The sequence below is a fragment of the Streptomyces sp. NBC_01166 genome, from assembly GCF_045039765.1.
Taxonomy (GTDB): domain Bacteria; phylum Actinomycetota; class Actinomycetes; order Streptomycetales; family Streptomycetaceae; genus Streptomyces.
Genome location: NZ_CP108613.1, coordinates 2,948,999 through 2,970,112 on the forward strand (window position 1 = coordinate 2,948,999; position 21,114 = coordinate 2,970,112).

The 21,114-nt window shown below is 72.7% G+C and carries 15 protein-coding genes and 1 tRNA gene; 7 read left to right on the forward strand and 9 right to left on the reverse strand.

Annotation, left to right across the window (positions count from 1 at the left end; genetic code table 11):
- Positions 1 to 61: 61 nt before the first annotated feature.
- The 5 genes from OG379_RS13650 (at position 62) to OG379_RS13670 (ending at position 9,169) form a co-directional block, all read left to right on the forward strand.
- Positions 62 to 1,492, forward strand: coding sequence for an FHA domain-containing protein (locus OG379_RS13650; RefSeq protein ID WP_405662457.1), 1,431 nt, complete (start codon positions 62 to 64; stop codon positions 1,490 to 1,492).
- A 73-nt stretch (positions 1,493 to 1,565) separates the two neighbouring features.
- The gene (locus OG379_RS13655; protein WP_362937074.1) at positions 1,566 to 1,970 is read left to right on the forward strand and encodes a globin; all 405 of its coding nucleotides are present in this window, start codon (positions 1,566 to 1,568) and stop codon (positions 1,968 to 1,970) included.
- Between the two features lie 158 nt (positions 1,971 to 2,128).
- A complete protein-coding gene (locus OG379_RS13660; RefSeq protein ID WP_405662461.1) occupies positions 2,129 to 5,443 on the forward strand; it encodes an FtsX-like permease family protein in 3,315 nt (1,104 codons plus the stop codon).
- 1 nt (position 5,444) lies between these two features.
- The gene (locus tag OG379_RS13665) at positions 5,445 to 8,216 is read left to right on the forward strand and encodes an FtsX-like permease family protein (protein ID WP_405662463.1); all 2,772 of its coding nucleotides are present in this window, start codon (positions 5,445 to 5,447) and stop codon (positions 8,214 to 8,216) included.
- Positions 8,213 to 9,169, forward strand: a complete 957-nt coding sequence (locus OG379_RS13670) for an ATP-binding cassette domain-containing protein (RefSeq protein WP_405662465.1) — start codon at positions 8,213 to 8,215, stop codon at positions 9,167 to 9,169. The genes OG379_RS13665 and OG379_RS13670 overlap by 4 nt, the downstream gene beginning before the upstream one ends.
- A gap of 113 nt (positions 9,170 to 9,282) precedes the next feature.
- Here the strand turns inward: OG379_RS13670 and OG379_RS13675 are convergent, their stop codons facing one another.
- The 7 genes from OG379_RS13675 to OG379_RS13705 form a co-directional block, all read right to left on the reverse strand.
- On the reverse strand, positions 9,283 to 9,975 hold the full coding sequence (locus OG379_RS13675; protein ID WP_405662467.1) for a hypothetical protein: 693 nt from the start codon (positions 9,973 to 9,975) through the stop codon (positions 9,283 to 9,285).
- Positions 9,972 to 10,394, reverse strand: coding sequence for a thioesterase family protein (locus tag OG379_RS13680; protein WP_362926592.1), 423 nt, complete (start codon positions 10,392 to 10,394; stop codon positions 9,972 to 9,974). Before OG379_RS13680 ends, OG379_RS13675 begins: the two co-directional genes overlap by 4 nt.
- A 5-nt stretch (positions 10,395 to 10,399) precedes the next feature.
- Entirely contained in the window at positions 10,400 to 12,064 is a 1,665-nt protein-coding gene (ettA, locus tag OG379_RS13685) for an energy-dependent translational throttle protein EttA (protein ID WP_104785750.1), read from the reverse strand.
- A 208-nt stretch (positions 12,065 to 12,272) separates the two neighbouring features.
- Positions 12,273 to 13,748: a Cys-Gln thioester bond-forming surface protein gene (locus OG379_RS13690; RefSeq protein ID WP_405662469.1), complete on the reverse strand. Its 1,476-nt coding sequence runs from the start codon at positions 13,746 to 13,748 to the stop codon at positions 12,273 to 12,275.
- A 188-nt stretch (positions 13,749 to 13,936) separates the two neighbouring features.
- Positions 13,937 to 14,362, reverse strand: a complete 426-nt coding sequence (locus OG379_RS13695; RefSeq protein ID WP_405662471.1) for a single-stranded DNA-binding protein — start codon at positions 14,360 to 14,362, stop codon at positions 13,937 to 13,939.
- Positions 14,363 to 14,517: 155 nt separating this feature from the next.
- The gene (locus OG379_RS13700; RefSeq protein ID WP_405662474.1) at positions 14,518 to 16,506 is read right to left on the reverse strand and encodes a GTPase; all 1,989 of its coding nucleotides are present in this window, start codon (positions 16,504 to 16,506) and stop codon (positions 14,518 to 14,520) included.
- Complete coding sequence (locus OG379_RS13705; protein WP_405662476.1) at positions 16,503 to 18,146, reverse strand: dynamin family protein; 1,644 nt, start codon at positions 18,144 to 18,146, stop codon at positions 16,503 to 16,505. The genes OG379_RS13700 and OG379_RS13705 overlap by 4 nt, the downstream gene beginning before the upstream one ends.
- 307 nt (positions 18,147 to 18,453) lie before the next feature.
- Between OG379_RS13705 and OG379_RS13710 the strand changes: the two genes are divergently transcribed.
- A tRNA-Arg gene (locus OG379_RS13710) sits at positions 18,454 to 18,526 on the forward strand.
- A gap of 181 nt (positions 18,527 to 18,707) precedes the next feature.
- On the opposite strand, the gene OG379_RS13715 is transcribed toward OG379_RS13710, so the two are convergent.
- Together OG379_RS13715 and OG379_RS13720 are read right to left on the reverse strand one after the other, a co-directional pair.
- Positions 18,708 to 19,277, reverse strand: a complete 570-nt coding sequence (locus OG379_RS13715; protein WP_405662478.1) for a hypothetical protein — start codon at positions 19,275 to 19,277, stop codon at positions 18,708 to 18,710.
- Between the two features lie 270 nt (positions 19,278 to 19,547).
- Positions 19,548 to 20,144 carry an NADPH-dependent FMN reductase gene (locus OG379_RS13720; protein ID WP_405662480.1) on the reverse strand — a complete coding sequence of 199 codons (597 nt, stop codon included), beginning with the start codon at positions 20,142 to 20,144 and terminating at the stop codon, positions 19,548 to 19,550.
- A gap of 112 nt (positions 20,145 to 20,256) precedes the next feature.
- On the opposite strand from OG379_RS13720, the gene OG379_RS13725 reads away from it, so the two are divergent.
- The gene (locus OG379_RS13725; RefSeq protein ID WP_405662482.1) at positions 20,257 to 21,096 is read left to right on the forward strand and encodes a helix-turn-helix transcriptional regulator; all 840 of its coding nucleotides are present in this window, start codon (positions 20,257 to 20,259) and stop codon (positions 21,094 to 21,096) included.
- The last annotated feature ends 18 nt before the right edge of the window (positions 21,097 to 21,114 follow it).

Consider the following 21,114-nt stretch of genomic DNA (forward strand, 5'->3'; position numbering starts at 1 on the left):
GACGGTGTACCGAACAGCATGGCGGCCTCCGGGCCGGACGAGGAGAGGGGGAAGCGCCGACATGCCGACCTGCCCGAACGGACACCAGTCGGGTTCCGAGGACTGGTGCGAGGTCTGCGGACACCGCATGGCCGGGACGGGCGCGCCCACGGGCGCGGTCCCGCCGCCGCCTCCCCCGCCGCCCGCACGCGGTTACGGCTACCCCCCGGTGCCCGGCACCGGGGAGCCGACCGCACAGGCCGAGCTCTGCCCGCAGTGCCGCACCCCGCGTGAGGCGATGGCGCCGTACTGCGAGGAGTGCCGCTGGAACTTCCTCACGAACACGGCGACGTCGTACACCCCGCTGGCCCCGCAGGGCGGCGTGGGTGGCCCGGTGCCGGGCCTGAATCTGCCGCCCGGCTTCCAGGCGCAGCAGGGCCCGCCGCCGCAGCAGCGGGACCCGTTCGAATACCAGGGCTCCCGGCCTTCGCAGATGAACCGGCCGGCCGAACCGCTCTCGCCCGACCAGGGCAGCCGCCCGGGCCCGCCGCCGCCCCCGCCCTCCTTCCAGCAGGGGCCGCCGCCTCCGCCGTCGTTCCAGCAGCAGTCGCCGTCCCCGTTCGAGTCGCAGGGGCAGCAGGGTCCCGGCTCGCAAGGTCCGGGCTCGCAGGGGCCCGGCCAGCAGGGCTCCCCTTCGCCGTTCGAGCCGCAGGGCCGGCCGGGGGGGCAGCAGGTCCCCGGACAGCATGGTCCCGGCCAGCAGGGCCCGGGGCCCCAGGGTCCCGGCCAGCACGGCGGTCAGCAGGGCCCGGGCCCGCACGGCCCCGGTCAGCAGGGCGGCCCGCCGTCGCCGTTCGAGCCGCAGCGGCAGGGGCCGCCTCCCCCGCCGTCGTTCCAGCAGCAGTCCGCGCCCCCCGCGCCTCAGCGGCCGCAGGCGCCGCAGCCGGGCGGCGACGACGACTGGATGCTGCCGCCGCCCTCGCAGCAGCAGCATCCGCAGGCGTTCCAGCAGGGCCCGCAGACGCCGCAGGCACCTCGCGCGCCGCACTCCCCGCAGCAGCAGTTCCCCGGTCAGGGCCCCGCCCAGGGCGGACTGGACCAGGGAACGGTCAGCTGGAAGGCCGTCATCGGCCCGGACCGTGACTACTTCCTGGCGATGATGCAGCGCAGCGGCCCCGAGGCGACCGGGCTCAACCTGCCCGCGTACTCCCCGGAGCAGCACCTTCCGCTCACCGGCAACCAGATCACCATCGGCCGCCGCCGGCACAGCACCGGCGAGTCCCCCGACATCGATCTCGCCGTGCCGCCGGAGGACCCGGGCGTCTCGCACCAGCACGCCGTGCTGGTGCAGCAGCCGGACGGCACCTGGGCCGTCGTCGACCAGAACTCCACCAACGGCACCACGCTCAACGGCGCCGAGGAACCGATCCAGCCCTATGTCCCCGTCCCCCTCCAGGACGGTGACCAGGTGCACGTGGGGGCCTGGACGACGATCACGGTCCGCCGCGACTGAACCGCCGGAGCGGGCCGGGGTCAGGAGTCCTAGGACTCCTGACCTCGGCCGCTGTGTCTGCGACGATGGACGGGTGACAGAGATTCCGCGCGACACGCTTCAGGAGCAGACCTTCTACGAGCAGGTCGGCGGCGAGGAGACCTTCCGGCGCCTGGTCCACCGCTTCTACCAGGGCGTCGCGGACGACCCGCTGCTGCGACCGATGTACCCGGAGGCGGATCTGGGTCCCGCCGAGGAACGGTTCACGCTGTTCCTCATGCAGTACTGGGGCGGGCCACGCACCTACAGCGACCAGCGGGGGCACCCTCGGCTGCGGATGCGGCACGCCCCGTTCCAGGTGGACCGGGCGGCGCACGACGCCTGGCTCGGCCACATGCGGGTGGCCCTCGACGAGCTCGGCCTCCCCCCTGAGCAGGAGCGGCAGTTGTGGGAGTACCTCACCTACGCGGCCGCCTCGATGATCAATACCGCGGGCTGAATAATGTGCGGAATCCGGTACTCCAGAGCCGCATAACGGTCACGATCGCGTCAAGGTGCGCCCACAAGCGGTTTCCAGGAGCCCGTGCACTCTGAAAGCATCCGGTACACGCCGGGGGGCGTGCGAGGCGTGCGGCTGCTGAGGGTTCGGGGGATCAGGTGACGGGGTTCGTCCTTCTGCGGGTGCGCGCGCACCGGCTCCTGCTCGCCGCCGCCGTCCTGGCCGTGCTGCTCACCACCTGTGTGCTGGCCGCGCTCACCGCGTTCTCGGGTTCCATAGGCGACGCCGCGCTACGGCACACGCTCACCCACCGTTCCGCCGCGCAGGCCTCGCTCCTCGTCTCCGCCGATGTGGACCGCGAGCAGCGGGGCGAGGCCGACGCCGAGGTGCGCCGGGCGGCCCGCGACACCTTCGACGGGCTTCCGGTGACCGTACGGAAGCTGGAGAGTTCGGGGTCGTACGCGCTGCCGGACGGTCTCCAGGCGCCCGCCGCGCGGCGCGACGAGCCCGATCTGACGCATCTCGCCTCGCTCGACCGGAGCCGGATCCGTCTCACCGCGGGGCGCCTGCCGGACGCCGGGGCGGCTGACGCGAAGGAAGGTGTGCGGGTCGCGCTGCCCCGCGCCGCCGCCGAGGCGCTGAAGCTGAAGCCGGGTTCCCGCCTCACCCTCACCGACCGGCTGAAGGAGACGTCGCTGCCGGTCGAGATCACCGGCCTCTACGAGCCGGCCGATCTGGACGACCCGTACTGGCAGCTGGACCCGCTCGGCGGGCGCGGCGCCCGCAAGGTCGTCTTCACCACGTACGGCCCCCTGCTGGCCGACCCCGCCGTGCTCGCTTCCGGCCGGGTCAGCGCCGGTCCGGTGTCCTGGCTGGCCGCCGCCGACTTCCGTACGGTGACGACCGGCCGGACCGAGGCGCTGCGCAGGGCGTCGACGGACGGGCCGAAGGCGCTGTCCGCCTCCCCGGTCTTCGGGGACGGTGCCACGGTGCGGACCTCGCTGCCGACCGTCATCGACCAGATCGACCGGGCCCTGCTGGTGTCCCGCTCCACGATCATGATCGTCGCGGTGCAGCTGGTCCTGCTCGCCGGGTACGCCCTGCTGCTCGTGGCCCGGCTGCTGAGCACCGAGCGTGGCGGCGAGACCGAACTGCTGCGGGCCCGGGGCGGGTCCAGGGGCCGCATCGCCTCCCTGGCCGCGATCGAGGCGCTGCTGCTCGCGGTGCCCGCCGCGGTCGTCGCGCCACTGCTCGCCGGTCCGCTGACCCGGCTGCTCGCGGCCCGGAGCGAGCTCGGCAGGATCGGGCTGCGGCTCGACGGCGGGGTGGACGGCACGGTCTGGCTGGTGGCGGGCGCCGTCGCGCTGGTGTGCGCGCTGGCCGTGGTCGCACCCGCCCTCACGGCGGGCGCTGGGGGCCGCCGTGGCACCCGGGCCGCGGCGCTGCCCACGCCGGTGCGGGCGGGCGCCGACATCGGACTGCTGCTGATCGCCGGGGTGGCGTACTGGCAGCTGGACCGGCAGACCGGGGCATCCGGGAGCGGTGCGCTCAGCGGCGACCGGGAGGGTGACCTGGGCATCGATCCGCTGCTGGTCGCCGCTCCCGCGCTGGCCCTGCTCGCGGGCACCGTCCTGACTCTGCGTCTGCTGCCGCCCGCGGCCCGGCTCGCGGAGCGCCGTGCGGCGGGCGGGCGGGGGCTGTCCGCGGCCCTGGCGGGCTGGCAGTTCAGCCGTCGGCCGCTCCGGGGCGCGGGCCCTGTGCTGCTGCTGGTCCTGTCGGTCGCGATGGGCATGCTGGCCATCGGCCAGAGCGCGTCCTGGGACCGTTCGCAGGGTGACCAGGCGGACTTCAGGTCGGGCGCGTCGGTGCGCATGGTGGGAACGCTGTCGGGCGACCCGTCGAAGGCCGCCGCCTACACGGATCTTCCGGGCGTACGGGAGGCGGCTCCGGCCTTCCGTACGACGGCCGATCTCTCCGGCGGCCGGACCGCCGAGGTCCTCGCCCTGGACACCGCGCACGCGGACGAGCGGATGCTGATGCGGGAGGACCTGTCCGGCACGTCTCCGCAGGAGCTGTTCGACGCGATCGCGCCGCCGAGGACCGCGCGGACCGGGGTGGTCCTGCCCGAGGGCAGCGAACGGGTGCTGTTCGATCTCCGGGTCCGTGACACCTCGGCGCCCGGCGGGAAGTCCCCGTCCTCCTCGACGGCGCTGGTCAACGTGCTGCTGGAGGACCGTTACGGCGTCGGGTACCGGATCGGGGCGGGGACCGTGCCCGTCGACGGCCGCGCGCACAGCGTGTCGTTCCCCGTGTCCGCCGCGGGTGAGCTGGCGGTGACCGGCTTCGAGCTGGACGGGGACGTGCCCGAGAGCCGCTCCGAGGAGCGGCTGGTCGCCGTGACCAGGCTCAGGGCACTCACCACGGGCGGCGGCAAGCAGCCGGTCTCCGGCTCTGTCGGAGTGCGCTGGCAGGCGGGGGTGACCACGGAGGAGCAAGCCGGAGAGACGCCCGAGGCAGTGACGGGCTCCGGCCCGTCACCGGCCTTCCGATACGGGACCGGCTACACGCGCCCCGACGGCGGCTCCTACGGCGACCCGGTGAACACCCTCCGGATCACCGCCGTCCGTCCCGCGGCCCCCGTGCTGAAGGCGGTGGCCACCGACGCGTATCTGACGTACGCGGGGGCGAAGCCGGGGCAGGAGATCGACCTCACGCTGGCGGGCAACACGGTCCGGGTGAAGCTGGTGAAGTCGGTGCGGCAGCTCCCGACCACCGGCCCCGGGGCGTCCGCCGGTGTGCCCGAGGGCGCCTCGGAGGAGTCGTCCACGAAGCCGGGCGGCAGCCTGCTGCTGGACCTGAAGGCCGTGTCGGAGGTGCTCGCCCACCGGGCGGGTGCCACCCTCGTGCCCACCGAATGGTGGCTGAGCGCCGCCCCCGGCGACGGCCCGAAGGTGGCGGCGGGGCTGCGTGCGCTGCCGGGCACCGATCCGGCACAGGTGCGGGTGCGCGACGAGGTGGCGCGGGAGCTGGCGGACGACCCGCTGGGGGCGGGGCCGCAGTCCGCGCTGCTGGCCGTCGCCGTGGTGGCGGCCGCGCTGGCGGCGGTCGGATTCGCCGTCGGCCTGGTGGGCTCGCAGCGCGAACGGGCGGCCGAGTTCGCGGTGTTGCGCGCGCTGGGCGCACCTCGTCGACGGCTGGCCCGGACCGCGGCCGCCGAACAGGGCGTCCTGATCACCTTCGCCCTGCTGATCGGGCTCGCCCTGGGGGCGTTGCTCACCAGGGCCGTCGTACCGCTCGTCGTGCTGACCGGGCAGGCCGCGAGGCCCGTGCCGGACGTACTGGTGCTGCTGCCGGCCGGACAGGTCGCGGTCCTGCTCGCCTCGGTCGCCGCGGTGCCGCTGCTGACCGTCGCCGCGATCACACTGCGCCGCGCCGATCCCGCGGTGTCGCTGCGCCACCAGGGGGACAACTGACATGAACGCCGCCAAGATCCCCGCCGCGTGCGCCCCCTGGGTGCGTACGCGGCTGCGCACGGCCCCCGGTATCTCCGCCGCCCTCGCGGTCCTGGTGTTCCTGACCGCTTTCCTCGCCGCCGCCTTCCCGCGTTCCGTGGACGCGTACGAGACGAAGGCGCTGCGCCATGACGTCACGACGGCGGCGCCCGGGCAGAGTGTGCTCGAAGTGGCCACGCCGCCGCCCTCGCTCGCCGCGCCGCGTCCGGTGCGGGAGCAGGCCATGCGGGAGAAGTCCCTGGCCGGGATCGACCGCGCGCTGGTGAAGGCGCTTCCCGACCCCGTGCGGGCCGATCTCCCCCTCTCCTCCTACGGGGTGCACACCACGAAGCCGATCGTCGCGGAGGAGGCCTGGCTGCCCCGTCCCAACGCGATGCCTCCCCAGCTGCACTACGCCGTGCCGTCGGCGCTCGGCGAGCACAGCGAGCTGGCCGCCGGGCGCTGGCCCGCCTCCCACGGCGAGGTGACCGCAGCCGCCGGTGAGGTGGAGGCGGCCGTCACCGAGGAGACCGCGGCGGAGCTGAAGATGAAGCCGGGCTCCACGCTCACGGTGCCCACCCAGGGCGGCAAGCCGCTCACCGTACGCGTCACGGGCATCGTGACGCCGCTGCACCCGAAGAGCGGCTACTGGTCGGTCGATCCCCTCTACCGCGCCCCGTCCCTGATGCAGGACCCGGGCTCCCCGACGCCGGTCCTCTACTGGACGGGGACGCTGCTCCTGCCGCCCGGCACCGGGCCGGCGCTGCTCGACACGATGGGCGAGCCCGAGCTGTACTGGCGCCTCGCCCCGGACCCCTCCGGACTCACCGCGGCCGACGTCCCCCGGCTTCGCGACGCGGTCGCCGGGCTGGAGAACGGCCCGGCGCTGCTGAAGCTGCGTGCACTGGTGGGGCCCAACACGACGCTCACCACGGACCTGGACGCGATCCTCGACGCGTACACGGCGATGCGCGCCGCCATCGGCCCCGTGGTCACGGTGGCCGCCGTGGGAATCGGCGCGGTGGCCGCCGTCGTCCTGCTGATGACGGGCGGGCTGATCGGCGCGCGCCGCCACCACGAACTGGCCCTGCTGCGCTCCCGGGGCGGCTCGCTGCGGGGCATCGGCGGGCGGTTGCTCGCCGAGACGGCGGTGGCCGTGCTCCCCGCTGCCGCTCTCGGGCTGCTGCTGGCCGTCCTCCTCGTCGGCGAGGCCCGGTTGCTGCCCGCCGTGGCGGGTGCGGCCGCCGTCGCGGTGCTCGTCTGCCTGATGCTGCCGCTCCGCACGGCCCTGCACCACCGCAGGCCGCTGCTGCACGGAGCCCGCGACGACATGGTGGACGCCAGGCCCACCCGCCGTCGTACGGTGGCCGAACTGACCCTGCTCGTCCTGGCGGTCGGCGCCGTCGCCGCGCTGCGCCGCCGTGGCACGTCGACGGGCTCCGGCGCCGATCTGCTGGTCAGTGCCGCGCCCGTCCTGGTGGGGCTGATCGCCGCGCTCGTACTCGTACGGCTGTATCCGCTGCCGCTGCGCCTTGCGGCCCGCCCGGTGGCGCGGCTGCGCGGTGCGGTCGGCTTCCTGTCGCTGGCCCGTGCGGGCAGGGCCTCGTCGAGCGGGACGCTGCCCCTGCTGGCCCTGCTGATCGCGCTGACCACCGCCGCGTTCGGCGGCTCGGTGCTCGCGGGGGTCGCGGACGCCCGTGACGAGGCGGCGCTGCGGGCCGTCGGCGCGGACGCCCGGATCAGCGCGGAGGGCGGGCTCTCCCCCCTCTCCGAGGGCTTCGTCCGTGAGGTGCGGGCGGTGGACGGCGTCGAGGACGTCGCCCCCGTGCGCATCGAGTACGGCACCCCGCTGGCGGCCGGCCTGGACGTCAGGTCGGACACGAAGCGCGCGACGCTGATGGGCGTCGAGCCGGAGTCGTACGCGCGACTGGCGCGCGGCACCGGGCTGCCGGCCTTCCCCGTGGCCACGCTGGAGAGCGGGCCGAGGCAGGACGAGGTGCTTCCCGCGCTCGTCTCGCCCGGGCTCGGTGAGCGGCTCGGCGAGCGGCCGCACACCATCCGGTCGCAGGCGGGTGACATCAGGGTGCGGGTCGCCGGGGTGCTGACGCGCACCTCCGCCGTGAGCGATTCCGAGTTCCTGATCGTCGACGCGAAGGGGCTCGCCCAGCCGGATCCCACGACCCTGCTGGTCACCGGTTCCTCGCTCGACGGGCGCCGGCTGACGGCGGCCGCGCGCGACGAGGGGCCGGAGTTCGGGGTGCGGCTGCGCTCGGCGGAGCGCGAGAGGTTCGTGGACACCCCGATGCAGTCGGGCGCCGAACGGATCTACGGGGCGGCGGTCGTGGCGGGCACCGGATACGCGCTGCTCGCCGTGGGTCTCTCCCTGCTGCAGACCGCCCCGGAACGCACCACGCTCCTGGCCCGGCTGCGCACCATGGGGCTCACGACGCGGCAGGGGAGGCGGCTGCTCGCGTTCGAGGCGATGCCGCAGGCGCTGCTGGCCGCGTTCGGCGGGCTCCTCGTCGGCTGGGCGACCATCGCCCTGCTGGCACCGGGCGTCGATCTGGGCGCGCTGGCACTGGCCGGCGGCGACCCCTCGACGCCTTACACCGCTTCGCTGCGGGCCGACATCCTGTCGCTGGCGCTCCCGGCGGCCGGGGTGGTCGTCCTCGCCGCCGCCGTGGCCGGCGTCCAGGCGTGGTGGGCGAGCCGTCGTGGATCGATCAAGGAACTCAGGGCAGGAGACACCCGGTGACATCGTCGACAGAGACCACCCTGGCGGAACTCGAACGACGGGCCGCGGCGCGCCGTGACCGGCCCTCGTACGGGCACGACGCCCTGATCGCCTGCGACCGGCTGGTGCGCATCTTCTCCACGGACGGCGTGGAGGTGCAGGCGCTCCAGGGCCTCGATCTGCTGGTCACCGAGGGCGAGTTGATGGCCCTGGTCGGTGCCTCGGGCAGCGGGAAGTCGACCCTGATGAACATCCTGGCGGGCCTGGACGTCCCCACGGCCGGGTCGGCGAAGGTGGCGGGCTGCGACCTGCTGGCGATGGGGCAGAAGGAGCGGCTGCGCTACCGCCGCGACGTCGTCGGGTTCGTCTGGCAGCAGACCTCCCGCAATCTGCTGTCGTATCTGACCGCCGTACAGAACGTCACGCTCCCCATGCAGCTGCGTGGCGGCGGCCGGAACCGTGAACGGGCCGCGCGTGCCGAGTCGTTGCTGGAGATGCTGGAGGTCGCGGACTGCCGCGACCGCCGCCCCGCCCAGATGTCCGGCGGCCAGCAGCAGCGGGTGGCGATCGCGGTGGCCCTGGCCAACAACCCCTCGGTGCTGCTCGCCGACGAGCCGACCGGTGAGCTGGACTCCGCGACCGGCGAGCAGGTGTTCGCCGCGTTCCGGCGTGCCAACGAGGAGCTCGGCACGACGATCGTCATCGTCACCCACGACCAGGCGGTGGCGAGCGAGGTGCGCCGCACGGTGGCGATCCGCGACGGCCGTACGTCGTCCGAGGTGCTGCGGCGCACCGAGGTGGACGCGGCGACGGGGCAGGAGTCCCAGGTGGCGCGGGAGTACGCGATGCTCGACCGGGCGGGGCGTCTGCAGCTGCCGGCCGACTACACGGAGGCCCTGGGGATGGAGCACCGGGTGATGCTGGAGCTGGAGCAGGACCACATCGGGGTGTGGCCGGACGCGCCGAAGGAGTAGGTGCTCCCGCTCGGAGCGAACCGCTCGGAGCGAACCGTTCGGAGCGAACCGTCCGGAACAGGCCGTTCGGGTCGGGCCGTTCGGGTCACGCCGTTCGCGTCACGCCCTTCGCGTCAGGCCGTTCCGACCGTCACGGCGAGCGCGCCGAGGCCGGCACCGCCCGCGCCGCGCAGCGCGATCGAGCCGAACGGTGTGCGCAGCCGCAGCCAGGATCCCGCCGTGAGCAGCGCGACGGGGAAGTCGGGCGCCGGGCGGAGGAAGCCGAGGGACTGGGCGGCATGGACGGCGCGCAGCGGGAGCTCCGTGTCCCCGACCGTCCGGGACCAGATGTCGTGACCGATCAGGTCGCGTTCCGCCCGGGTGCGCCGGTCCTCGGGCAGCGCCGCGTCACGGGACCGGAACTCGGCCACGGCGTCGGTGAGCCGGGTGCGCAGGTCGACGGGGCCCGGCAGCCCGGGGCGCTCCTGCCAGCCGCTCCGCGGCGGCAGCAGCCCGGCCCACGGAGGCCCGGTGACGGGCGCGGGCAGGGGGCAGGCCGCTTCGCCGGCCCCTTCCGTGTCGAGCGCTTCGAGGAGCTCACCGGCCGAGACCGTGACGTCGAAGTCGTGCGCCCCGGACAGCCGGGCCGTCCGGATCGCGAGGACCTCGAACGACGGCGGCCGGCCGAAGACGGCCAGCGCGCCGCCGCCCGCCTGGAGACGGACGGCGGCGGCCCGGTCGTAGTGCAGGAGCCGACCGAGGAAGGCGGCGAGATCGGCCGCCTCCCTCACGTCGGCGAACCGCGCCGACCGCACAGGCACTGTCATGCGACGGCGGGCTCCTGGTCGAGGTACTCCTGCAGGAAGAGCTTCTCCTCGGCGGTGATCCGCCGGGGCCGCTCCTCGGCCAGGTTGTACGGCACGACGACCGTCGACGCCCGTACGTACACCTGCTCGGGGTCCTTGACCTCGTAGGCGATCGTCAGCGATGCCGCGGTGATCTTCGTGACCCAGGACTCGATGGTCACCGGGGCGTGCCGGTGGACCAGCGGGCGCACGTAGTCGATCTCGTGCCGGGCCACGACGGACCCGCCGGCGAAGGACGGCGAGCCGTCCCCCGGCGCCAGCCGGAACATGAAGTCGATGCGCGCCTCCTCCAGGTAGCGGAGGAAGACCACGTTGTTCACGTGGCCGAAGGCATCCATGTCCGACCAGCGCAGCGGGCAGCTGTAGATGTGACGGGCCAAGTCGATCAGCCTCGCGTGAGCTTCTTGTAGGTGGCACGGTGCGGGCGGGCCGCGTCCGCACCGAGACGCTCGACCTTGTTCTTCTCGTACGACTCGAAGTTGCCCTCGAACCAGTACCACTTGGAGTCGCCCTCGTACGCCAGGATGTGCGTGGCGACGCGGTCCAGGAACCAGCGGTCGTGGGAGATGACCACCGCTGCTCCGGGGAACTCCAGCAGCGCGTTCTCGAGCGAGGACAGGGTCTCGACGTCGAGGTCGTTGGTGGGTTCGTCGAGGAGCAGCAGGTTGCCGCCCTCCTTGAGCGTCAGCGCCAGGTTCAGGCGGTTGCGCTCACCACCGGAGAGGACACCGGCCGGCTTCTGCTGGTCCGGGCCCTTGAAGCCGAACGCGGAGACGTACGCCCGCGAAGGCATCTCGACCTGGCCGACGTTGATGTAGTCCAGCTCGTCCGACACGACGGCCCAGAGGGTCTTCTTCGGGTCGATGTTGGCGCGGGACTGGTCGACGTACGAGATCTTGACCGTGTCGCCGACCTTGATGGCGCCCGAGTCCGGCGTCTCCAGGCCCTGGATCATCTTGAACAGCGTGGTCTTGCCCGCACCGTTCGGACCGATGACGCCGACGATGCCGTTGCGCGGCAGCGTGAAGGACAGGTCGTCGATGAGGACCTTGTCGCCGAAGGCCTTGGAGAGGTTCTCGACCTCGACGACGATGGAACCGAGCCGCGGGCCCGGCGGGATCTGGATCTCCTCGAAGTCCAGCTTCCGCATCTTGTCCGCCTCGGCCGCCATCTCCTCGTAACGGGCGAGACGTGCCTTGGACTTGGTCTGCCGGCCCTTGGCGTTGGAGCGGACCCACTCCAGCTCTTCCTTGAGCCGCTTGGCGCGCTTCTCGTCCTTGCGGCCCTCGACCTTGAGGCGGGTGGCCTTCTTGTCGAGGTACGTGGAGTAGTTGCCCTCGTAGGGCAGGGCGCGGCCTCGGTCGAGCTCGAGGATCCACTCGGCGACGTTGTTCAGGAAGTACCGGTCGTGCGTCACGGCGACGACGGCGCCCGCGTACTTCGAGAGGTGCTGCTCCAGCCAGTTCACCGACTCGGCGTCGAGGTGGTTGGTGGGCTCGTCGAGGAGGAGCAGGTCCGGGGCCTCGATGAGGAGCTTGCAGAGCGCCACACGGCGCTTCTCGCCGCCGGAGAGGTTGTTGACGGGCCAGTCGCCGGGCGGGCAGCCCAGGGCGTCCATGGCCTGCTCCAGCTGGGCGTCGAGGTCCCAGGCGTTGGCGTGGTCCAGGTCCTCCTGGAGCTTGCCCATCTCGTCCATGAGCGCGTCGGAGTAGTCCGTGGCCATGAGCTCGGCGACCTCGTTGAAGCGCTTGAGCTTGCCCATGATCTCGGCGGCGCCGTCCTGGACGTTCTCCAGGACGGACTTGTTCTCGTCGAGCTTCGGCTCCTGCATGAGGATGCCGACACTGAATCCGGGCGACAGGAAGGCGTCACCGTTGGACGGCTGCTCCAGGCCCGCCATGATCTTCAGCACCGTGGACTTACCGGCACCGTTGGGTCCCACGACACCGATCTTCGCGCCGGGCAGGAAGTTCAGGTTGACGTCATCGAGAATCACCTTGTCGCCGTGCGCCTTGCGCGTCTTGCGCATGGTGTAGATGTACTCAGCCAAGAGAAACCGTCCGGCAGCAATAGAGGTGTGGGCAGATACACCCATCTTGCCTGACGTCCGCACCCGGACGGAAACCCGTCCGGGTGCCGGTACGGGCCCGGCCCGTGCCGGGCGGCCCGGCCGGAGGGGTCCGGGGAGCACGAAAGGCCTGGTACGGAGGTCCGTACCAGGCCCTTCACCGGCGCATTCCCGCTGCGCCTGTGCTCAGTCACTCACCGCTGGTCTGCGGCTTCTTCCGGCGGAGCAGGAAGACCGCGCCGCCGCCGAGGACGACGAGGGCGATGGCGACACCCGCGATGACGGGGGTGGCGCTGGAACCGCCGGTCGCGGCGAGGTCACCCTCCGCAGCGGGGGTGCTCGCGGCGGGCTTGGGCTCGGAGCCGGTCTGGGTGGTCACGTCGTCACCCGGGGCGGGGGTGCCGGCGGTCTCGCAGTCCAGGACGCCCTTGAAGTTCTTGCTGAAGCCGCCGGGACCGGTGATCGTGAAGTCGTAGGCCTCGTCCTCGCCGACCGGGACGGTCACCGTGCGGGTCTCACCGGCCGGGATGGTGTGCTCGGTGCCGGCGAGCTCGAAGGTGAACGCCTCGTCACCCGTGTTGCTCACGGTGATGTCGACGCCGCCCTTGGCGCAGTTCTTCTGCGAGGTCACCGCCGGGACGGCACCCTTCTCGGCCCAGGTGGCGGTCGCCGTCGCGGAGACGGTCGACTCGCTGGAGCCGGCGAGGATCATCGTCTGGCTCTTGATCAGTCCGGCGAAGACCCGGCCCACGGGCACGGAGGTCGAGGCCTGGACGGAGAACGAGGCGGAGCCGTCGGTGGCGTCCTCGGGGACGGAGAAGTAGAGGTCGGCGCCATCGGCGGCCTCGGTGACAGGCTTGCCGGCCTTGTCGGTGACCTGGACCCCGCTGGCGGCGGCGTCGACGGGCGGTGCCACCGCGACCTGCCCGGCGTCGGTGTGGACGGTGATCGGACCCAGCTTCTCACCGGCCTTGCCGGAGACCGCGGCCGGAGACAGCCCCACGGACGCCTTGGGCTCCGCGACGTTCTGGGCGTTCGCCTCCAGCCAGTCGGCGAGCTTCTCGGCGTTCGCGTCCTTGGCCGTCACGTCGGCCTTGTCCGAGAAGCGCCAGATGGCGACCTGGGTGCCGGCGGCGGCGGTCTTCTCGTCGAGCGGGCCGGTACCGGCCTTCTCGGCGAGCGCCGCGAAGTCGTTGACCTGCGGGTAGGAGTGCTGCAGGATCCAGCGCACCTTGCCGGCGTCCGCGTTGGTGCCGAGCGAAGACTGGTCCCAGGGGGTCTCCAGGTACTTCGCGCCGTCCTTGGTGGGCGTGTGGAAGTCGATGCAGTACGTCTGGATCGTGCCGCCGCCGTCGACCTTCATCTCGAACAGGCCGGCGGGCAGATCCTGGGGCTTCTCGCCCTCACCGGTGTTGAGCTGGGCGGTGCCGTAGGTCTTCAGACCGTCCAGTACGGCGACCGCCCCGCCCTGGTGCTGGCCCGTCTCGTCCGCCGGCGCGGCCGTGGCGGCCGTCGCTCCGACGATCGTTCCCGCGGCGGCCAGCCCGGTGGCCAGCATCGCGGCGGCCACCCTGACGAGACCACGGCCCTTGCTCCGGCTCCCTATGGAGCCCTCCGTCACCGCCGTCGACGACGACGAAGTGGATGCTGAAGACACAGAAAACACAGAATTCCCCTCCGGGCGAGACCTTCACGCATGATGCGCGTGTGGGAGGTGCCCCGCCAGCAAACTCAAGTGCCGCATGAGTACGGGGGAATCGTAAGGAGCCGAGCGAACGGGAATCCCCATCATGCCGTCAGATAAGCATTCCGACTCGTAATCGTTATAGCCCTGTTCGGCGCGCCCCCTCCCCTTCAGGACATCGATGCCATTTCCGTGGCTGGTTTCTGACGATGCGTAGGCGCCGTCAGTGCGGGGTCGGCTCTGACGACGCGCCGGAACGCCGCCGTCCCCCTGGTCAGGTCGTGTCCCACCGCCACGGCCTCGATGTCCACGGAGGTCTTCCACACCCCGTCCCGCTCCTCCTCGCGCACCTTCAGGCGGCCGTGCACGACGAGCGGCTCTCCGACCGAGACCGAACCGGACAGGTTCGCCGCGAGCGTCCGCCGCGCCCACACCGTGTAGAAACTGGTGCGGCCGTCCGTCCAGGTCTGCTGCTCCCGGTCCCATCGCCGGGGCGTCACCGCCAACCGGAATCGCGCCGTCGGCCCCGTGGCCGTCTCCCGGAAGTCCACCGCCGTCGCGGCGTTTCCCACCAGTGTCACCAGCGTCTCGTTCATTTCCGGTCCCCCGATTCCTGCAGCATTCCGTCCGCTTTCCGGCCCGCTGTCCGCCCTGTGCCGATGCGGTGCGATGACGTGCGGTCCGGTACGTCCGTCCGACCCGCTGCGAACCATCCTGGACGGAAAGGGGGAATCCCGCCGAGGCCTGTGGATTACCCGCCGGTTGTGGACAACTCCGTCACCGCCACATATCGCTCCCGTACCTCGCGGTAGCGGGCCAGTTCCGCCGCCACCGGGTCGAGGACCCTGACCCTGCCGCATCCGGCGGCGGCCTCGCGGAGCCGCCGTTCCGCCTCCTGCCCGTACCGGCGCGCGGGCCCCCGCGCCGCCGCCGCGCACGACCACTCGACGAGCGGCCCGCCGATCACTCCGGCCAGCATGAGCAGGGCCGGGGTGAGCAGGCCCGGTTCGAGCACGCCCACGATCTGGCCGAGCAGCCACAGCCCGCCGAAGATCTGGAGCAGCGTCATCGAGGCCTGCGCGAGCACCGCCGCGGGCCACCATGCCGGGCGGGGCGGCCTGGCGACGCGGCCGCCCAGGACACCGGCGACGGGGGCGGTGGCCCTGCCCGCGGAACCGGAACCGGAACCCGCGGAACCGGAACCACGCTTTCCCTGCCCCGCCGCAGCAGTCGCCCCGCCCGCGCCCCGCACACCCGGACCCATGGGAGCGGATCCCGTGTCCGCGTTGCCCCCGCGGCCTCTGCCGCCGGCTCCCGCCTGCGCGTTCCGTGACAGCTCGTCCAGCGCCTCCGGCAGCCCCTTCGCACCGTTCACCGCCGTCTCACGCACGGCCTGCGCCCACGGCGTGGGCAGCCCGTCCACCGCGTCGTCCGCCAGCTGCCGTACGGCCTGCTCCACACGCTGCCGGGCGGTGAGCTCCTCCTCCGGCGGTGCGAGGGCCTGCGCCATCAGGTCGAGGCCGCCGCCCAGCTGCCGGGTGGACTCGTACCAGCGCCACAGCCGCAGCCAGGGCGTCCCGCAGGCCCGCCCCGCGTTCCTCCGCCACTCGCGCTCCGCCGCCTGGCCCGCCGCAGCCGCGCCGACGGCTTCCGAGAGCCGGTCGGTGAATTCCTCCCGGGCCCGCTCGCCGAGCCCCGGCCGCCCCTCGGCGACGTACACCGGCCGGAGCCGCGCGGCGGCCGCGTCCACGTCGGCGGAGAGCCTGCGCGCCGCCGCCGTACGGGCCTGGACGAACCTGCCGAGCACCTCGCGCAGGTCACCCACCCCGGCCCCGGCGAGCGCGGACAGGGACATGACGGTGGCGCCCGGCTCCCCGTGCTCCCCCACCGCCATGCCGTCCTCGTCGAGCAGCCGGCGCAGGTCGTCCAGGACCAGGTCGGCGGCCTCGCCGGACAGCCGGTCGATCTGGTTGAGCACGACGAAGGAGATCTCGGCGTGCCCGGCGAGGGGCCGCAGATAGCGTTCGTGCAGGGCGGCGTCGGCGTACTTCTCCGGGTCGACGACCCAGATCACCGCGTCGACCAGGGCCAGCACCCGGTCCACCTGCTCACGGTGTCCGGTCGCCGCCGAGTCGTGGTCGGGCAGGTCGACCAGCACGAGCCCCTGCAGCGCCTCGTCGGTGGCCGTTCCGCCCTGTACAGGCCTGCGCCGGAGCCGGCCGGGGATGGCCAGCCGGTCGAGCAGTCCGGCGGCGCCGTCGGTCCAGCTGCAGGCGATCGGGGCCGAGGTCGTCGGCCGGCGCAGCCCCGTCTCGGAGATCTGCACGCCCGCGAGCGCGTTGAAGAGCGTGGACTTACCGCTGCCGGTGGCCCCCGCGATGGCGACGACCGTGTGCCGGGAGGAGAGCCGCTGGCGCGCCGACGCCTCGTCGAGCACCCTGCCCGCCTCGGCGAGGGTGTCCCCGTCGAGCCGGGCGCGGGAGAGCCCGACCAGTTCACGCAGTGCGTCCAGCCGTGGCCGCAGCGGGCTGCCGGGCAGTCCGTACGCCTCCACCTGGGGCCCCGGCTCGTCGTCCTCGGGAGTCCGCTCGGCCTCGGCGCTCTCCTGCGCGGCCTCGGCGGCACGGCGCGCGATGAGCCCGTCGTCCCAGCGCCTGCCGTCGTCCCGCCCGGCCTCCTCCACGCCCTCGTGCTCCGGTCCCTGTCCGTGGTCCCGGCCCTGGTCAGTGACGGCAGTCATCGCTGCCACCTCTCCTTCTGCAGTACGGACAGCGCGGCGATGAGTTCGGCCTGCGGTTCGGGTGCGACGTCGAGCGCGTCCAGCGGGGCGAGCCGCCGGTCGCGCTCGCCGTGCATCACCTGGTCCAGGCAGTCGGTGAGCAGCGCCCCGCCCTTGTCGCGGAGGCGCAGTGCCCCCTGGGCGCCGATCCGTTCGGCGAGCTGCTCCCCGGCGCCCCTGGCGCGGCGGCCGCCGAGAAGGGCGGCGGCCAGCAGCGCGGCCACCGTCTCGGCGTCGGGCGCGGCATTGCGTTCGAGCAGCCGCGCCTCCTCCTCGGCGAGCTCCTCCAGGACGCGCCGCCAGCGCCGTACGGCCATGGCGATCCGGCCCTGGATGTCCTCGGCGGGCCCCCACCCGCCGGCCTCCCTGCCGGCGTCCTCGAACCGGAAGATCCCGGCGGCGGGTTCCCGCTGCCAGACCGTGCGGATCTGCTCGTCGGAGGCCGCCACGGCGCACTGGAGCAGAGCGATGAGGCTCTCCACGAGTGCGTCCAGCAGCTCTCCTGCGGTGCTGTAGAGCGGATATCCGCGCCACCGGGTGCGGGCGCCCCCGGCGAGCACCGCGCCGTCGCGGAGCCTGCGTCGCACGCGCGAGAGCTCCTTCCCGTACGCCTCCTCGACCACACCGGTCAGCCGTACGGCCGCGGCATACTGCGCGGCTACGGCCCCGGCCAGCTCGGGCATCCGTACGTTGAGCGAGTCGATGACCCCGGACGCCGTACGCCCCACGGCCTGCTGACGGGCCGCCGGGTCCTGCGCCCGGTGCGTGAGCCAGGCGCGCAGGGGCGCGACGGCGGTGGTGGGCAGCAGCCCGCTGCCGCCGCCCGCGGACTCGGGGAGCTCCGGGATGGTGAAGCGGGGCACCTCGCCGAGGCCGGCCCGGGTGAGGAGGGCGGCGTACTGCCTGGACACCTCGCCGATCACCTGGTGCGGCACCCGGTCCAGGACGGTGACGAGGGAGGCGTCGTACTCCTTGGCGGTGCGCAGCAGATGCCACGGCACGGCGTCCGCGTACCGGGACGCGGTGGTCACCATGACCCATACGTCGGCGGCGCAGATGAGTTCGGCGGCCAGGACCCGGTTCCGGACGACGAGGGAGTCGATGTCCGGGGCGTCCAGGAGCGCGAGCCCCCGGGGCAGGGTCGCGGCGGTCTCCACACGCAGCACGGTGTCGTCCCGGTCACCCTCGCCCCCGAGGTGGTCGAGCCCGTCCGGGTCCGGGATCTGCCCCGGCGGCAGCCACACCCTGGTCAGCTGCGGCAGCACCCGCACCCCGGCGAACCAGTGGTGGTCGTCCGGGTGGCAGACGAGTACGGGGGTCCGCGTGGTCGGACGCAGCACACCGGCCTCACTGACCCGGCACCCCACCAGCGAGTTGACGAGCGTGGACTTGCCGGCTCCGGTGGATCCGCCGATCACCGCGAGCAGGGGTGCCTCGGGATCCTTGAGACGGGGCACGAGGTAGTCGTCGAGCTGGGCGAGCAGTTCGGTCCGCGTCTGCCGGGCGCGTGGGGCCCCCGGCAGGGGAAGTGGAAGACGCACGGCAGCGACACGGTCGCGCAGGGCGGAAAGTGCGTCGATGAGCTGGGGCCGTACATCCATGGTTACCACATGTGAAGAATGCCCAATTTTGACGCCTTTTTGAAGCGTATAGGCCCCTCTGCGCGGCGGATCCACCCTGGGGGACAGAGGGGACGAGTGGGGCGCAGGCATAACGAGTGCACAACACCCGGGGCGTGAGGCGTGAAAAGCGATGCACGAATCGCACCCACCTGCGATTATCGGTTCGCTTCACCGAACCTCCACATCGTGCCACGCAGGTGAAGCAACCGGGACGAGGTGATCTGAGCCCTATCCTTGTCCCCGCAAGGTCACGGATGGCTTGAACCAGCGCCCTCCGGGACACCCGGCCCCCGTAGCTCAGTGGATAGAGCAGGCGCCTTCTAAGCGCTTGGCCGCAGGTTCGAGTCCTGCCGGGGGCGCACAACGCGCACCACTGTGAGGCCCTCCACCCCGGAGGGCCTTTTCGCTGGTCGGACGCAGACTAGAGGGTGCCCCGTAGAGCGCGCGTAAGCGCCGGACCGGCCTCGGGCGGTTGCGAGGACGGTCCGGCGCCGGCCGGCTGTCACCGGGGCAGGCGTGAGAACAATGACGCTCAGCGATTCACTTCTGCACCGGCGGGCAGGTGCCCGTGTCCTCGCCGATGGAGTTGATCTCGGCGTTCGACCGGGAGTCGCCCGCGTAATTGACCTGGTCCGTGCACTTCGTGTCCGGGTCCTTCGGCGTACCCGACGCCTCGTCGGCCTTCTGCACCGGCGGACACGTACCCGTGTCCTCACCGATGGAGTTGATCTCGGCGTTCGACCGGGAGTCGCCCGCGTAATTGACCTGGTCCGTGCACTTCGTGTCCGGGTCCTTCGGCGTACCCGACGCCTCGTCGGCCTTCTGCACCGGCGGGCACGTACCCGTGTCCTCACCGATGGAGTTGATCTCGGCGTTCGACCGGGAGTCACCCGCGTAGTCGACCTGGTCCGTGCACTTCGTGTCGGACTCGGCGGGCGTGCCGGACGACTTGCCCTCCACCGCGTCGGACTGCGAGGTGCTCGTGGCCGTCACCGATGAGCTGCTCGCGGAAGAGGACGCGTTGCCGCCTCCGTCGTTGTTGCATGCCGTCAGCGCCAGGCCGAGGGCCACCGCGGTCATGGTCAGTACCGAGATCTTCCGAGTGCGCATGCTGGTCTCTGTCCTCTGCGTGGGGGTGTCGCGGGCGACCGGGCCGTTCGCCCGTGTGGCTTTCTGTCCTCCCAGACGGCCGGTGCGGTTGCCCGAGTTGCCTCTTGATCGTCTTCAGGACACGTTCGTGACATGACAGTGGTCGCGTCGTGAAGTCCGCATCGGGCGTGTCGCCTGCGGAGCGGCGTGGCGAACGCGGGAGCGCCGGGCCGTCCCCCGGTCGTGAAGGGGAGGGCCCGGCACTGTCCGGGCGTCACCGGGAATCCGCCGTCACGCGGGGTAGGGGTTCGCCTCCCGCGCCGTCCGGAGGGCACCCGCCCACCAGGCCAGCTGCTCCAGCAGTGTCTTGGCGTACCCCGGGGCGCCTGGGTCGAGGGGGTGGCCGTCCTCCCACGCCGTGTAGTAGTTCGGGAAGGCGAGACCGTCCCGGATCGTCACGGCGTGCAGTTCGGTCAGCACGTTCTCCAGGTGCAGCACCGCGTGCCGGCCACCTGCGGCCCCGCCGTAACTGACGAAAGCGACGGGCTTGGCCGCCCACTGGGTGAAGTGCCAGTCGATCGCCGCCTTCAGCGACGCCGGATAGCTGTGGTTGTACTCCGGCGAGACCACGACGAACGCGTCAGCGCCCTCCAGGGCGGACGTCAGTGCCGCCATCCCGGCAGGACGGGGGTAATCGTCCCCGGCGTACTTCGGTGAGGCCGCCGGCAGCTCCAACGGAATGTCGATATCGGCCAGATCGACGATCTTCACATCGAACGCGCCGTGGTTTCGGGCCTGTTCGGCTACCCAGGAGGCCACGACCGGTCCGAACCGTCCTTCGCGGACGCTTCCGACGAGGATCACCAGTCTGTACTTGTCGTTGTCCATGCCCACCACGATCCGACCGCCCGGCGGCCGCAACCAGACCGTGCTCAGGCTGGCCCCCGCAGGGCCACCCTGAACCCTCCGCCGTCCGTGCGCACCGCCCTATGCTCGGAGCATGGGGACGCCGTTGGGAGATTTCATCCGGGCCAAGCGTGACAGCATCCAGCCGGAGTCGCTGGGCTTGCCGGACCACGGACGCCGCAGGGCACCGGGGCTACGGCGTTCGGATCTCGCGGGGCGGGCCGGGATCAGCGTGGAGTACCTGACCCGTCTGGAGCAGGGGCGGGACCGCAACCCCTCGGTCGCGGTGGTGAACGCGGTCGCCGACGCGCTCGGTCTCGCCACCGCGGAGCGCAGCCATCTGCGTTACCTCGCGAAGATCACCGGCGGCGAGTGCACCGCCCACACCCAGCCCTCACCGGCGCCCCGCGAAATCCGTCCACCGGTGCTGGAGACGCTCCGCCTGATCGAACCGGGCATCGCCGTGGTGACCAACCGGCTGGGCGACGTCCTGGCCCGCACCAGTGCGTACGAGGCGGTGACGAGCGGGACCGGGCTGCTCGACAGCGACGCCCCGAACCTCACCCGCTACATCTTCACCGACCCCCGAGCCCGGAGGTTCTTCGCCGACTGGGACGACGTCGCCGACGAGCAGGCCTTCGACCTGTGGCTCGCCCCGTCCATCGAGAACACCGAGTGGTTCACCGCGGAACTCGCCCCCGTGGCCGGCCCCGACTTCACGGGCCGCCTGAACGGCCATGTGGTTCCGCGACGTGGGGTCCTGCGCCTCAACCACCCGTCCGGGGACGAACTCCGGCTGCTCCGCGAGACGCTCGACCTCTCCTCCGACGCCCAGCAACTGGTCGTCTTCCTCCCCGCGGACGAGAGAACGGCCGAGGCGGTCGCCCGGCTCCGCGTCCTGGCGCCGCACGGCCGGCTCCGGGCCATCTCGTGAAGGACCCCTGGCCATGCC